At 68.4% G+C, this 237-nt stretch carries 1 protein-coding gene; it reads left to right on the forward strand.

Annotation, left to right across the window (positions count from 1 at the left end; genetic code table 11):
* Positions 1-22: 22 nt before the first annotated feature.
* On the forward strand, positions 23-237 hold a 215-nt coding region (locus tag ACZ3GY_RS24790), incomplete at its 3' end, for a DUF6177 family protein (protein ID WP_465912481.1).

The following is a 237-nucleotide window of genomic DNA, read 5'->3' on the forward strand; positions in this document are numbered from 1 at the left end:
GCCCTCGACCATGATAGGAAACGTGGTCGATCTGTCGAGGGATGCACAGGGCATCGTGAGCCATGCTCTCATCGACGAGATCGTCGGGGGGATCGCGGTCTCGGAGAGCCGGGCACCGCTGCTCCCCTTGACGGCGACGCGTGGCGACCTGCTTCGGCAGGCGGGGATGGCGCGGCATCCACTGGTCTTCCTCACCGGCGACGGCACGCGCCTGACCGAACCGATGCGCGCGGCCCT

Source organism: Pseudomonas sp. PME37.24/006 (genome assembly GCF_055556635.1).